A 13,839-nucleotide genomic window follows, 5' to 3' on the forward strand; every position below is an offset into this window, starting at 1 on the left:
GACTAAATCCGCCCATCTCACGTTTACTTTTACCTTCTACCTTTTGCTAGATTATCGAATTCAGGTTTATCATAGAGAATAAGTCTCTACGAATTAATTAATGGTATCTGCAACCTGTTCTCTATCCATCATGGTGGCGCGAACTGACATTCCCTTCATGATGCATACGATTCCTCATATTGTGAGGATGTGTAATTTTCCGTTTACGCAACGCCTTTTAGCCGTAGATACAGCCCCCTTGTCTGGTGACAAAGTGAATCGTCCAGGTGTGGGAACAATGAAACAACTCCGGGATTATTGTGATCAACTATTAACAGCAGGTGTAGTTGACAAGGTTGTTGATATTGATTACTCTCCAGAGTATCAGAAACGGATTTATCAAAAACATTTTGGCGATCGCATACGCCCGAGTCATAATTACAAAGGATATCCAATTCTCGGCACAATTTTCTCCATTGAAGAAGTTCCGGGAGACTATGTGGTTCACTTTGATAGTGATATGCTGATTCATCAGCAACCGGACTACAGTTGGATAGAAGAGGGGATTAAGTTACTGCAAAACCATCCTGATGTGATGTTCGTTAGACCCCTAACTGGTCCCCCCAAAGAAGATGGAGACATTAATCAACGGGTTCCTTACGAACGAGATCCGGCGGGGTTCTATAAATTTAAGTTTTTTAGCAGTCGTGTTTATTTGAGCGATCGCCAACGTTTTGATAGCTTACTTCCCCTCTCCGTTCTATGGAAATCCTATAAAAATAAGGTGTTGAACGGATTACCCAACTCGCTAAAAACCAAACTGAATTATTTAACCGGAAAAGGAAAATTAGACTCCTGGGAAATTATGGTATCAAATCGCTTGGAAGAAACCGCCTATGTGCGAGCAGTTCTGGATTCCCCCCAAGCTTGGACGATTCATCCCAAAAATCGGGAGCCAGAATTTATAGCAGCACTTCCTAAATTGATTGAGAAAATTGAGCAAGGATGGTATCCGCCAGAACAAGCGGGGTATTATGATCTGATTTTTGAGCATTGGTTATAAATCCTATTTCTAACAGGTTAATTGGTTACTATGAAACAAATACAAGCACTACGTCACGGAATTAGACTGTATAAAAATGATCTGATCGCGGGATACTTCAACTTTCGGATCAACACCCTTGCTGATCCGTACACCATCGTTGGACGAGCACAACCGTACCGGATTCTGTTAGTTCTTAGTCACATGCGATCGGGTTCGTCGTTACTGACTCATCTGTTGAATTCTAATCCTGAAATTATCGGTTATGGTGAAACCCATATTCAATATGCTTCCGAGCAAGACTTTAAAAAGCTGTTTGTGAAGGTTTATTTAAATTCACGCGAATTTACTCAAATTGAAGACTTAAAAAAATTACAGATGAATCAAAACTATGTTTTAGATAAAATTTTACATGACAACAAATTTTTAACCGAAGATATCTTGAACTCTCAGCAAGTCTACGCTGTTTTTCTCTTAAGAGAACCTCAGCGGAGTCTCGCCAGCATCATGGATTTAAAACCCCATTGGGATGAAGAAAAGGCTTGTCATTACTACATTAATCGCTTATCCAGTTTAGTCAGATATGCTCAACTCATCAATAGTAAACAACGCAGTCTGTTTTTAACCTATCAGCAACTCTTAGATCATACGGATTCAGTATTCACAGCATTCAAGGATGTTTTAGAAACCAGAGAAAAATTTTCTGAGCAATATGAAGTTCTTAGAACAACGGGAATGCCAAGCATCGGTGATTCTAAGGGCAATATTAAAGCAGGTCGAATTATCAGAAATCAGAGGAAATTAAACCATACAATTTCTCCAGATTTAATCGATAAAGCGAAGCTACAATTCGAGCAATGTTCTGAAGCGTTATCTGACTATTGCAGCACGATTTATCATCTAGACTACAGTTAAAACTGCTTATTGTTTGAGAAAAACTTGAACACTTCCCTTTCCTGAACCTTTAGCAAAATCCGTAGACCAATATTTTGGGTAAAGGGTTTGATCATGAATCAATTCTTTTTCCTGTTCAGCTCCTGTTTTTCTTGTTGTAATTGACAGAATTGCACAAGGTTCAACATTCACAGAAGGACGAACGTTGGCTGACTCATTGTTCACGTTAACAAATTGAATCCTGCTCTTTGGCTGATCCTGCTGAAAAAGTCTCCATAAAGGGTATTCAAACGACGTACCTTCTAGGATTAAGCCAATATTCGAGCAATTTTGAGATTGGGTAACCTTAACAGCTTCTACATAAGGGGTTTTGGTTAGGCGGCGCTACGATAGCAATTAAACCGACTACCGCAACAATTAAGGTAACACCGCCAACTGCGCTTTGAGGAGGTAAAAATGAAAAGTAGAAAAATAAGGGATAAAAATGGCAATAAATTGAGCATGAAATTTTCCCCTAATTCTTGAGGTTTATTTTATACAAGTTCTTGACAAGCACCTGAGTTTGAATAGCTTCATTTTTTTCGATAAAATCCTTAAATGTAGGATCGGGATAAAGCAGAAAGACATCACTAAATTCACCAAGGTTTTCGACCAAATTAATTTTTTGTTGCCATTGTTGAACATTGTCAGGTTGGAGAAGTTGAAACTTGACATCATCATCAACAAGATAGAGTAGTGCCAAGATAAAGCTGTGTGTAGTTTCACTGATCACTAACGGATTCTTGGCTTGATTGAGGTAGGGGGCGATCTCTAAATTTTTACCACTAGCTGTTCCTCTTTGATCATCTAAATTAGCGGTTCTTTCCTGCATTAAAATTGTTCCAGACATAATCCCCAGTGTTATTATGATTAGGAAAATGATAGCCCAAACACGACGTTGCCATAACTTAATCGATGTTGAACCCATTTGAGATGCTAATAAGTAAGCAATAGATAACTGAATGCCTAAATGGAAAGGAAGATAATATCGAGATTGTACGTGCAATGCTGAGGGGGTAATAAAATTAGCAACTATATGTAATAAAGGAGTGAGGCTAACCAGGATAACAATAAAAAGCCATACATTTATACGGGTCTTACGCACTAGATAGTAGAGTGAATAAATAATCAATAAAAATAAGCATAAAGAGAACAGTTTTTCTAGCCTGCCATGTCGATGATAAAAATCGATAAAAACATTGCCAATGTTGATATATAAAGCCATGATTAGCTGACTAAAACTAATCTTAAATTGGTCATAGTAGCTTGTTCCTTCATCAACCCTGCCTAAATTTAAAAAGAAAATAATAATCCAAGGACTGAATAAAACTATACTTAATACACAAGCTAACCCATAATCGATTATTTTTTTAGTAAATTTAAAGCCTTCGATACATAAAACATAAATTAGCTGACCCAAGGCAACAATAACCGAAAATAAATGCGTATAAAATCCCAGTGTCAGCGTAATCGCATACATCAACCAACTGGTTCTATCTTGAACACGCAAAGCTCTCAGTAGCGCCGCACTAGACAATAAAATAGTAACAGTCCATAAGCTGTATGAACCGGCATTCTGAGATGCCAATATATGAAAGGGAGAAACAGATGCTATGGCCATTGACACCCATCCTGTTAAAGGGGATTTGAATAACTCAATGCAGAGCCAATAAAAACAGGGTAAATATAAAAAACTTAAGAGGACTGAGATCGTTTTTGCTGATGCTGGATTTCTAAACAACTTCAGCCAATATCGCGTTATTATATGATGTAGAGGAACGTGTTCTGTTTTACCTGATAAAACCTTAAATACATCAGTTAAATTATTGTCTGAGCTAGGGTATTGATATCTTTTTAACTCTTCTGCACTAACAATGTTTCCCGTGAAAACCTCTTCCTTAAATGCTTCACTGCTATGACCAGAAAGCCAGATAATCTTCCTGACTTCATCAGCATTGTAGACTTTTTGATCGAGATTCGCAAAACGCAAAAATATTCCTAACACCAAAATAATAGCAAATAGCAAATGTATTTTTTTGAATGTCTTAAAATAACTTTTGTTTTCTGAATTAACATTATTCATGATTATTCATCCTGTTATTCTCATTGATTGGGATCATATCAGGGACAGCACGCAAGATTCTTGTAGGTTGGGAGAGCGTAAGCGTTACCCAACAGACTAACGATGGCGTTGGGTTTCGTTCCAAGATCCCAACCTACAAAGGTGACATGCTCCCCATTGATTCTGGGCAAGTTCACTGAATTAATGCTTATGAATTAATAGTATCATATTTTAACAACTTTCAATAGCCCTTTATGGATTTTTTTTATTTGAAATCTAGGATATTTATTGATTAAAAAATCCAGCAACTCCTGACGTGGATAGTAAATAAATATATCACTAAATTGATTTTCCAATTTGGGCATAATTAGCTTGTTATTCCATTGATTTAGATCATTCTCTTTGAGCAATTGGAATCGGACATGATCATCAATGAGATAACTTAAAGACAAGAGATAGCTATGAGTTGAGTCACTGATTACCAAAGGTTGTTTGTTTTTATTAAGAATCGGAGCAATTTCAAGATTCTCAGATATTGGTGTTCCTTTAAGCTCTAAATAATCCCAATCTTGAGACTGTGTAATTAATACTCCAGATATTACACCCAAGGAAATCAGAGTAACCAGTAATAAATGACTTCCCAGTCTTAAGGCATCGTTTTTTAATTGAAGTCCCGCGCCAACTAAGTAAGAAACGCTAATTTGAATCCCTAAGTATGATGTCACTAAATAACGAGATTGCAAAGATCTTACACCGACTTCCGAGATGAGATCCGGCAAAATCAAAAGTAACCATGAAGGAAAAATCAGTAAGACAAGAAACAACCACTTGTTTTTTTTTCTAGATTTACAGACCCGATAAATCGAATACACGAATAAACAAAAAATAATTATCGATAGGTAGTATTCAAGTCTGGTGTTGCCATTAAAATCTATGAATATATCTCCCACATTATTAATATTTTCCTGAATTATTTTCTTAAACCCAGATTCAAATTCTCTTGTCCAAGCTGTTACTTCTTGAAGTTTTTTATGATTAGTTAAAATTATAATAGTCCAAGGTAAAAAAAATAGACTAGCTATCAGCAATGACAAAGAATATTTTAATAAGTTTTTGCTATAATGCCATCCTTTTGTGCTAACAGTGTAAACAACCTGACCCAACAAAGTTATGGCAAAAAACAGATGAGAGTAAAGTCCTCCAATTATAGTTATAGTGTAGGCTATCCAACTCATTGTTTTCCTTGTCCGCAAGGAATGTAATAGCGTCGCACTTGATAAAATTGTCATTAGAGTCCAAAGGCTATATTCCCTGGCTGCTTGTGAAAGAAGAATTTGATAGGGGGAAATAGAAAATAATGTAAGTGCTACTAAAGCGACTAAGGGTGATCCAAACAACTCACAACATAACCAATAAAGTGGCACAAGTGATAAAATTCCCAGGAGCACAGCTAAAACTCTTACTGAAAATGGTGAATTAAATAAATGCATCCAAAATCTAGCCATTAAGTAAAAGAGTGGTGGATGCTCAGGATTATTAGAAAGAGCAAAAACCGCATCTACTAGATTTTTTTCTGGAGAGGGCGTTTGATATTTTTGTATGTCTTGAGCTGTAATAATATCGCCAGTAAATATTTTATCAATTACCTCTTCTCTTACATATCCAGATAGTCTATAAAAGCTCCTTACCTCATCCCAATTAAAAACCTTATTTTCAAGGTTAGCAAAACGCAAAATGATTCCGATGATGATTGCAAAAACAATAAATACTTTAATTATATTCTGCCAATTCAATCTAAATGAATTGAAAATCTTGCTCTTGTATCCAGTGGTTAAATTATAAATCATATATAATTTATTTTAATAAATAACATATTTTAATATCAAATTATTACTAAATAAACTTGATCTTTTGAGCCGCATAAACACACATTTTAAACAGAATCAAACCTTCTTTAAAATGCTGTATGTTAGAACTCCCATAGGTTCTGGGAACATATCGAACTGGTATATCTTTAATTTTTAATCCCAATTTAGCCGCACCAAAAAGTAAATCGAAATCGCCAAAGGGATCGAATTCTCCAAAATAGGAACGATTAGCAGCAATGCGATGGTAATTTTCTTTGGAAAGCACTTTAGTACCACATAGTGAATCCTTGATTTTTGTATTCAGTAAGTATGACAATAACCAAGCAAAAAAGCGATTAGCCATCCGATTTAACCAGGGCATAGCTTGAGAATTTATGGGATAAATTAAACGGCAACCATTTGCAAATTCACAATGACCAGATGCAACAGCTTGAAAAAAGTGAACTAAATCTTCGGGTCTAACTGTTAAATCAGAATCTAGAATAATTAATATATCTCCAGTTGCCATATTGAAACCTTGGCGAACAGCATCTCCTTTGCCTTTTCCTTGTTGTTGACAGATTTTAATGTCCCATTGGTCACCATATTTTGCCTGAACTCGTTGAATTTCTTCCCAAGTATTATCACAGGAATGTCCTTCGATAAAAATAATTTCTGTGTGCTTGCCTAACTGGGGCATTTCAGTCACACATCGTTCAATATTTCCCGCTTCATTTCGGGCTGGAATAACGACTGAACAGGTTAAACATTGAATATTTTTTTGTCCTTTCACTGGATCAGGTTGAGGCTTAGCAATAATATATTCAGTTAAACAAAGATTGTTGATAATTGGCAATGGGGCTAAAATTTTATTGAATAAACTGAAAAAGATGGGCAACCGCCGGGGCAATAACATTCTTTTACCATGAACAATCACCTCAAATCCGGCAAGATCGAGTAAATTGTGAATGTCTTCATAACTTAGCCAGTTGAGATTATAGATTTCTCTTCTTTGTTTGAGTAAAGTTGCTAGGTTCAAAATAATTTCCCAGGCTGGATTATGAAATGTTAAGATGATTTGGGTCGAATCTTTGCAGACTTTTTGCAAGTTGAGGAAAGTCTTTTGAATATTGCCGATGTAACTTACTGTGTTAGCAAGCAAAATATAATCAAACTTTTTGTCGCACTGAAAAGATCCGGGTTCTTCAATCCAAAATTCTAATTCTGGAAATTTTTGTCTGGCTACCTCAACAGCTTCAGCATTGCTATCGATTCCTAACCCTACTTTGGGCTTAACAGCATTTAGCAAATAAGCGAGTTCTGAACCAACTTCCAAAACATCTGAATTGGCTTGAACAAAAAATTCATATAATTTTCTAATGTCTTCATAATAAGAAAGATTTAGTTTATTCCATTTTTTGAAGGAAGCCATAGTTAGCAAAACCTTGGATTCAAAAACAGTTTGGCAATCACAATGGGGATTTCAAGGTTCAAGTTTTCACTCCATTCAATTTAGACATTGATCGATTATTGCCTTGTTCATTATCCTAAGCAAAGAATACAATTACCGCCCCCAAAAATACGATAAATGAACCCAATGCTTGTATCTGTATTTTATTTAATGGCAACCGTTTTTCTAACCCGAGATATCCTAAAACAAAGTAAGCCAATAAAGCGGCGATTAGAGACAGTAGCAACCTCAGCGTTTGACCCCTGTAAACATACAACACTAGATTAATTGATCTGAGTAATCCAGGTTCTTGGTCTTCATGTTCCGGAAGTTCCATTATTTCCCATGTATTACCGCCATCGGTCGATTTAAAGATTTCTGATTTGGCTGACCCAAATCCATACAGGGTATTATCTGTGGCGTAGGCGGGTGAAAATTGGATAGGTTTACCCGCACAAGGGACGTTATTGATGCGGGCAAATGCTAGGTCATTATTGCCAATTGGTGTAAAGGCTTGTCCTCGATTAACGGTTTTAAATAATCCCTCACCTCGGACACTAACAATGAATGTTTGGTCGCTTTGATAATTCGGGGATATGGCGACGCCTTCGATATAGCCGTTTTCAATATTAGCAGAACTCGATAACTTGTCCCATGTTTTTCCAGCCTCGGTTGTTACAAAAAGTCCTCGGTCAGTCCCCGCAAAAACAGTTTTATCCGCCTTGTAATTTGGGGAAATTGCAAAGCGGATACTGCTAGTTTCACCTAAACTACTGTCTTCACTAACAGATTGCCAAGTTTTACCTGCATCACTAGACTGAAAAACTCCAGGATCAGAGCTAGATGCGTAAAGAATTGGATCAGATGGGAAATCTGGAGAGATGACAATGGACGCTGTTTCATTACTAAAGTCTTTACCAATTTTACTGAGAACTGAGAAACTTTTTCCGGCGTTGGTTGACTTGTAAATAACACCTTGCTGGGTGAGTAAATAAATAGTCTGATCAGAGTCAAAGGCAGGTGAAGTGGCAATGGTCATTCCCCGGGTAGAATACTTAGGAACTTTTGGAAGTTGAGTTCTTTGCCAACTTTTACCCCCATTCGTTGACCTTAAAAAATTCTCCCATAATAAAGTGGCAAATACCGTTTGATCAGAACCGTAATTTGGAGAAAAGGCAATATCGAAAAACCGTCGTGGATCTTGATCTTGTTCGTCAAAACTTCGGGTTAAATAGGGAGATTCTAACCCTTGATACCTCTGAGTCCAGTTTATCCCAGCATCGTTACTAATATAGGGATCACCGACATAAGGAGCAATGGCAACAGTTGAGTCATTTTCGTAATCAGGAGATACAGCTAGAGCAACAATTGTTTCGGGTAATAAGGTTTCTAATAATTGCCAACTCTGACCATTGTCTGTAGATTTAAAGAGACCATCAAATCCGCCTAAAAACAGGGTATTCTCAGAAATACTTAAGTCCGTAAAATGAGGACTCTTCATTTGATCGGCTTGACTTTCTTTAACTAATCCTTGACTTGATTTTTTCCAAGTTTTTCCTCCATCCTGGGAGTAAAAGAAGCCGTCATTCCAGGTTGAGGCAAAGAGGGTGTTATCGTTGACATAACTGGGTGAAATAACAATATCTTGAATGGACGGGTCAGACAATCCCTGATTTAACGGTGTGAATGAGCCGCCAAAATCGGTTGTTTGCAGTACCCCGCCTTTGTCTGTGCCAACAAAAATAGTTTGATCGGAAGAAAAATTGGGCGAAACCACTAGAGTTGTAATTGCGCCACTATTTTCAATAGGAGTTTCAATAGGAGAAGCAGCTTGCCAGGTTTCACCGCGATCGCGTGAGACATAGATAGTCCCTTCCTCATCTCCAATAACGATAGAACTTGGATTATCCGGAATAAAGCTAATCGTCTTAATTTTACTCGGATTATCTAAAACTTGATTCCAAGTTACACCACCATCATCAGTTTTATAGAGTCCACCTTCGCTCCCCGCCGCTAAAACGAAATCAGGCGCGTTGGGAGCTATTTCTAAGACTTCAATGTTTAAATTTTCTAGGCCGTTACTGACGTTTTGCCATGAATTTCCGCCATCAGAGGATTTATATATGCCATCTCCAAAAGATGACACGAAGAGTACCGAATTTGTTGGAGAAATAGATAAAGCCGCTAAGCTTGATCTATTATCTAAGCCATTGACAATTCTTTGCCAGGAAGACCCTCCATCCGTTGACTTAAATAAATTCCCCCGCACGATGATAAATAATACTTGATTTTGTTCATACCCAGGAGACAAATCAACTTGAGTGACAACATCATGAGGTCTATGAGCTAAAGCGGGTTGTGCCGTCAAGCAAAAAAGCGCTAATACCAGGAAAAAATTTATAAAAACTTTTTTATGTAAAAGCCCAACTTTTTGTTGAGTGCTGTGAGTAGATTTTAACCACTTATTAATAAACATATACACCCCAAGCAGAATACAAATACTAAAAAATGCCAATGTGAAAAGGCAAGATTTGACGAACGCCTATTAGCTAAACAACGCTACCTTAGCAGATTTTCTATTTTAGGAAAATAAATTTTTGTGAATTTTTTCAACGTTTTTGTGAAGTAGGCTCTCAGATTAACAATGACAATTGCTGAGTTGCTTCACAGGATAAACATGACAAGTAGTCCGATATAGATCTATGCCGTCGGTATACCAATATACAGTCCGGCAATTGTCCAACCGCCTTGAGCGCATCCGCAGCACTCTTGGATCGCTGTTCTGGCGCGGGTTCAGTTAGCGTTTGATCCAATTGAGTAGACATATCATCTGCCAATCAGGTTTGATGTCGAGGATTGCCACCCAATTTTTGCTTAAACTGATAGCGATCGCACACCTACTAATACACTCGTTGAGTGCCACGACTACAGGCAAATTTTCCCTGGGAATAGGTCGGTTCTGGAGGTTTTATCTTACCAGAAACATTGGCTTTACAGAGAATTTCTCTAGTTGTCAGAGTACCCGGTGTTTCATGGATATCCAAGTCAGTGGTAGGAATACGAAAAACGCCACCCACATAACTTTTCCGGTTAGGTTTACGGGAAATGGCGTAATTAAAGACAGAAGCACCATCATTATAAGTGGAATAGCGATAGTTCTTCGTCTGATTCGGAATACTTCGATTCAGTTGAGACAGGGAATCGGCAAAAACTGAGTGTTTTAAATAGTAAGCTTGCTGACTGCGGTTCATCGAATTTACATAATCCTTAGCATCTGGTTCAGGAGTTTTTTTGGTATACAAAAAATTTGGCACAATCAGACTGATTGCGATACTGGCAATGATAAACTGAAGGAAAGTCAAGCCAGCAAGACGACCATAGCGCACGCGATCGCGGAAGGTCAAACCATCTTGATGATCATAACGCACGCGAGACTGCCCCGACTTTTTCACGGAGTCTCCACCTGATTTTAAAGTCGATAGCGCTTGACGCGCCCCCGTAAACCGTCGTTCTGGTGCAGGTTCGGTCAGACATTCCAACCATTCTGCAAAATGGGGAGTGAGATTGACATAATCGCTAAATTGAAAGCGCATCTGATGTTGGGGTAAATCAGCAGGAGCTATTCCCGTTAATAAATGAATTAATGTCGCCCCTAATGCATAGAGATCTGAAGCGGGAACGACTTTTCCCCAAAGTTGTTCTGGTGGTGTATAGCCACTAGTTCCCACTACTGTAAATGTTACACCTTCTGCTGTGGCTCGGTCTTGTACAGCACCAAAATCAACCAGATAAACCTGTCCATCCTGGCTCAAAATTAAATTACTCGGTTTAATATCACGATGAAATACAGGGGGCGACAATTCATGCAAATAAATAAGAATTTCTAAAATACTCTCGGCAACTTGACAAACCTCTGCTTCTGTGAATCGTTTCCCCTGATCTAATAGCGTTTGTAAAGAGTCACCAGGAATGTAATCTTGGACTAAGCCAAACCACGGTAATCCCTCTCCGAATTGCTTTTCAATGGTGAAGAAATCACGATACTCCGGAATTCGGGGATGATTGAGATGCTGAAGCACTTGCGCTTCTCGTTCAAATAGCTTTAACTCATCCCAATGCATCTGAGGGTTAAACGCTAACAGCTTCACCACGACAGGTTGCGGCGGTGACAGGCTAATGTCTTGGGCTAACCAAGTTTGACGTCCCGCATTTTGTCCTAATTTTCTTTCGAGTTGATAACGTTCCGCTAACATTTGTTTTTTCATTTGCCATTCGTCATTTTCTTCAAATATAAACGACGAGAGGGCGGGTTTTGTTAATAAGTTATCGGTAGATCCGTCAATTAAATCTCTAAACCCGCCCCCACAATACCATATAATTTTTGTTTACTACCCTTCTCCCCTTCTCCCCTCCTACCCTTCTACCCATCCTTGAAGTTCCTCAACTAACCAACGCCGCTCGTTTTCGGTTAAGGTTTCACCGAAGGAATAGCTAATCATCCAAGTCTCTAACCGTATCTCGGTAAAAGGGATTAATTGGATATTTTTGATATCAGTCAATTGACCGATATGACGCTGATAGGTTAACCCCAATAGTTCTCGTTCAATAATGAAGTGTTCTGGAGTCAAATAAAGACAATAACCTCCGAACAGATGACGCAAATTATAGTCCACTTCATTTTGGACTTTACCTAATTCCTGATTGGTAGCCCGCCAGAGCCATCCTAGAAACGCCACCAGGGGGAGCAAGACAAGAAACAATGTGCCATTGTGGGATAATGTGGCAAATAGCCCGATACCTAAGCCTAAAAAGATTAACCCGAATAGTAATAAAAGCGGGAGTGAACAAGCGGTGAGCAGTAAGTCACCTCCTAGTTTGAGAATATCCCGGAACGATCGCTTGGGTTGGGGAATTTTCAGAATAAGCTGCTGGGGCGATTGCTTAAGCTGAACGCGGCTACCCTTCGGTTGAGAGCGATTGGTTAGGGAATGTTGGGGATAACGATGGTGATGCAGCGCCTCTAGCGCCTCCGCCGCGCTACTAAATCGTGCGTCTAAATCCGGTGCAGTCAAGATGTCTATCCAACGAATCAACTGGGGATCAACCGAGACGCGATCGCTCCATTGTATCCGTAAATCCTGTTGGGGTAAGTCAGCCGGGGTAATCCCGGTGAGTAAATGGATTAGGGTTGCGCCTAAAGCATACAAATCAGAGGCGGGTACAGCCTTTCCCCAAAACTGTTCTAAAGGAGTATAGCCAGTCGTTCCCACTACCGTAAACGTTACTCCTTCTGTCACCGCCCGATTTTGCACCGCCCCAAAATCAACCAGATAAATGGGCACATCATCCGCCAAAATTAAGTTACTGGGTTTGATATCCCGATGTAGCACTGGCGGTTGTAAGCCATGCAGATAACTGAGAATCTCTAATACTGACTCAGCAATACGCTTCACGTCTTCTTGAGTGAACCGTTTACCCTGATCCAATAATTGCCGTAAGGAAGCCCCCGGAATGTATTGTTGAACTAATCCGAACCAATACAAACCCTCTCCAACCTGGCTATCCAAGGAAAAATAATCCCGATAGCGGGGAATTTGAGGATGGGTTAGCTGTTGAAGAACTTGGGCTTCGCGTTCAAATAACTTAAACTCATCCCACTGCATCTGAGGGTTAAATGCCAATAGCTTAACAATCACTGATTCTGGCGGGGATACAGACTGGTCAAACGCCAACCAGGTTTGGCGTCCAGAGTTATTGCCAAAGGGATGATGAAGGTGATAGCGATCGCATAAGACCTGTTCTGCTTGCAGCATTTCCCGGTAAGTCCTGATCAAGCCTATTTCTCTACTTTAACCGTATTCCTATCGGTTTATCTTTTCTCAGGAGATGATCTGCTCCCCCAGCTCCCCCATCTCCCCCGCGTTTTCCCCCCATCTGCTTGAAAACGGCTGTAAATCAGCTATCCTAGCGTAGGATATCGTTCACCAGAAAACCCCATGAACAGGAAAAATCGTATTGGTAGTCGTCATTTTTGGCAAATTTGTGCCAGTCAGCTCGTTACAGCAAGTTTATTTACCCTAGCCTTTCCTGCTAGTCCTGTCAGTGCTGGTGTCGATCAGTTTCAAATCTGCGCCGCAGAACTATTGCGTGCGGGTATCTCTAGGGAAAATGCAGCCAGAACTTGTGCTGAGGCGCTTGAACCTAAGGATTTATCTCTCTGTGTCCTAAAAATCGAAGAGTTAACCCCAATTGCGGCTGATGATGCGTTATTCGCTTGTATGCGTGTCCGGCGTCCCAAGGAATTGGCAAGCTGTACTGTTGATATTAACCAGCATACTCAAGGTTCTGATCCGGTTTCGGTGCTAGCAAACTGTCGTCGCAGTCTTCTACCCTTGCGTTTTTCTGAATGCGTGATTGGTTTGAGTCGCGAAATTGATTTTTCTGTAGAGGGTGCGCTAGCTACCTGTATTGATGCGGAGGATTTTCCCCGTTAAGTCTTCAAAACTTACTCATTGCTCCCCCAGCT

At 39.3% G+C, this 13,839-nt stretch carries 10 protein-coding genes; 3 read left to right on the forward strand and 7 right to left on the reverse strand.

Annotation, left to right across the window (positions count from 1 at the left end):
• The first annotated feature begins 100 nt into the window (after positions 1-100).
• Entirely contained in the window at positions 101-1,042 is a 942-nt protein-coding gene (locus MC7420_RS16525; RefSeq protein WP_006101847.1) for a hypothetical protein, read from the forward strand.
• Positions 1,043-1,072: 30 nt separating this feature from the next.
• Positions 1,073-1,936 (forward strand): hypothetical protein, encoded by an 864-nt coding sequence (locus tag MC7420_RS16530; RefSeq protein WP_006101725.1) that lies wholly within the window; start codon positions 1,073-1,075, stop codon positions 1,934-1,936.
• A gap of 6 nt (positions 1,937-1,942) precedes the next feature.
• On the opposite strand, the gene MC7420_RS16535 is transcribed toward MC7420_RS16530, so the two are convergent.
• From MC7420_RS16535 to MC7420_RS16565, 7 genes are all read right to left on the reverse strand, one after another.
• Positions 1,943-2,140 (reverse strand): hypothetical protein, encoded by a 198-nt coding sequence (locus tag MC7420_RS16535; RefSeq protein ID WP_006101786.1) that lies wholly within the window; start codon positions 2,138-2,140, stop codon positions 1,943-1,945.
• 289 nt (positions 2,141-2,429) lie between these two features.
• The gene (locus MC7420_RS16540; RefSeq protein WP_006101649.1) at positions 2,430-4,037 is read right to left on the reverse strand and encodes a glycosyltransferase family 39 protein; all 1,608 of its coding nucleotides are present in this window, start codon (positions 4,035-4,037) and stop codon (positions 2,430-2,432) included.
• A gap of 203 nt (positions 4,038-4,240) precedes the next feature.
• Positions 4,241-5,863, reverse strand: coding sequence for a glycosyltransferase family 39 protein (locus MC7420_RS16545; protein WP_006101711.1), 1,623 nt, complete (start codon positions 5,861-5,863; stop codon positions 4,241-4,243).
• Positions 5,864-5,909: 46 nt separating this feature from the next.
• Complete coding sequence (locus MC7420_RS16550; RefSeq protein WP_006101599.1) at positions 5,910-7,295, reverse strand: glycosyltransferase; 1,386 nt, start codon at positions 7,293-7,295, stop codon at positions 5,910-5,912.
• Between the two features lie 115 nt (positions 7,296-7,410).
• Positions 7,411-9,789 (reverse strand): WD40/YVTN/BNR-like repeat-containing protein, encoded by a 2,379-nt coding sequence (locus MC7420_RS16555; RefSeq protein WP_006101636.1) that lies wholly within the window; start codon positions 9,787-9,789, stop codon positions 7,411-7,413.
• 424 nt (positions 9,790-10,213) lie between these two features.
• Positions 10,214-11,578 (reverse strand): protein kinase domain-containing protein, encoded by a 1,365-nt coding sequence (locus MC7420_RS35295; protein ID WP_052307490.1) that lies wholly within the window; start codon positions 11,576-11,578, stop codon positions 10,214-10,216.
• A 147-nt stretch (positions 11,579-11,725) separates the two neighbouring features.
• Positions 11,726-13,126, reverse strand: coding sequence for a serine/threonine protein kinase (locus tag MC7420_RS16565; protein ID WP_006101626.1), 1,401 nt, complete (start codon positions 13,124-13,126; stop codon positions 11,726-11,728).
• Between the two features lie 183 nt (positions 13,127-13,309).
• On the opposite strand from MC7420_RS16565, the gene MC7420_RS16570 reads away from it, so the two are divergent.
• Positions 13,310-13,807, forward strand: coding sequence for a hypothetical protein (locus tag MC7420_RS16570; RefSeq protein WP_006101824.1), 498 nt, complete (start codon positions 13,310-13,312; stop codon positions 13,805-13,807).
• The last annotated feature ends 32 nt before the right edge of the window (positions 13,808-13,839 follow it).

Source organism: Coleofasciculus chthonoplastes PCC 7420 (assembly GCF_000155555.1).
GTDB lineage: Bacteria > Cyanobacteriota > Cyanobacteriia > Cyanobacteriales > Coleofasciculaceae > Coleofasciculus > Coleofasciculus chthonoplastes_A.